Annotated in this window: 1 pseudogene; it reads left to right on the top strand. The window is 52.3% G+C overall.

What is annotated here, in order from left to right:
- Positions 1 to 633, top strand: a pseudogene (locus R8N47_RS26090) (fructuronate reductase); the annotation flags it as partial.

The following is a 633-nucleotide window of genomic DNA, read 5'->3' as shown; positions in this document are numbered from 1 at the left end:
TTGCTGCCCTTGCCAACCCAACGGAGCCAAAATCGGCACTAGGTTACATCGTGCAAGCACTGAAGATGCGCCGTGAACGCGGCCTAACGCCATTTACCGTGATGTCTTGCGATAACGTGCAAGAGAACGGTCACGTAGCAAAAGCAGCGGTACTGGAATTCGCTCAACTGCTTGACCCAGAATTGCGCGACTGGATTGAAACCAACGTCACCTTCCCTTGCACTATGGTTGACCGCATTGTGCCAGCAGCCACAGAAGAGACACTGAGCGAAATCGCCGATCTGCTTGGCTGTGAAGATCCATGTGGCATCGCTTGTGAACCTTTCCGTCAATGGGTTATCGAGGACAACTTCGTAGCTGGTCGTCCAGATTGGAACGTGGCTGGCGCAGAATTTGTTGCCGACGTTGTGCCTTACGAAGAAATGAAACTGCGCATGCTAAATGGTAGCCACTCGTTCCTAGCCTACCTAGGCTACCTTGGTGGTTACGCGCATATCTCTGACACCATGATAGACGAAGGCTACCGCAAAGCGGCATTCGACATGATGATGCAAGCACAAGCCCCTTCGCTGACCATGCCAGAAGGCACCGATTTAGAAGGCTACGCTAAACTGCTTATCGAGCGCTTCACTA

This window comes from Vibrio sp. 2132-1 (assembly GCF_033344315.1).
Note: the sequence above shows the minus strand (reverse complement) of the source record. Positions and strands in the feature narration are given on the sequence as shown.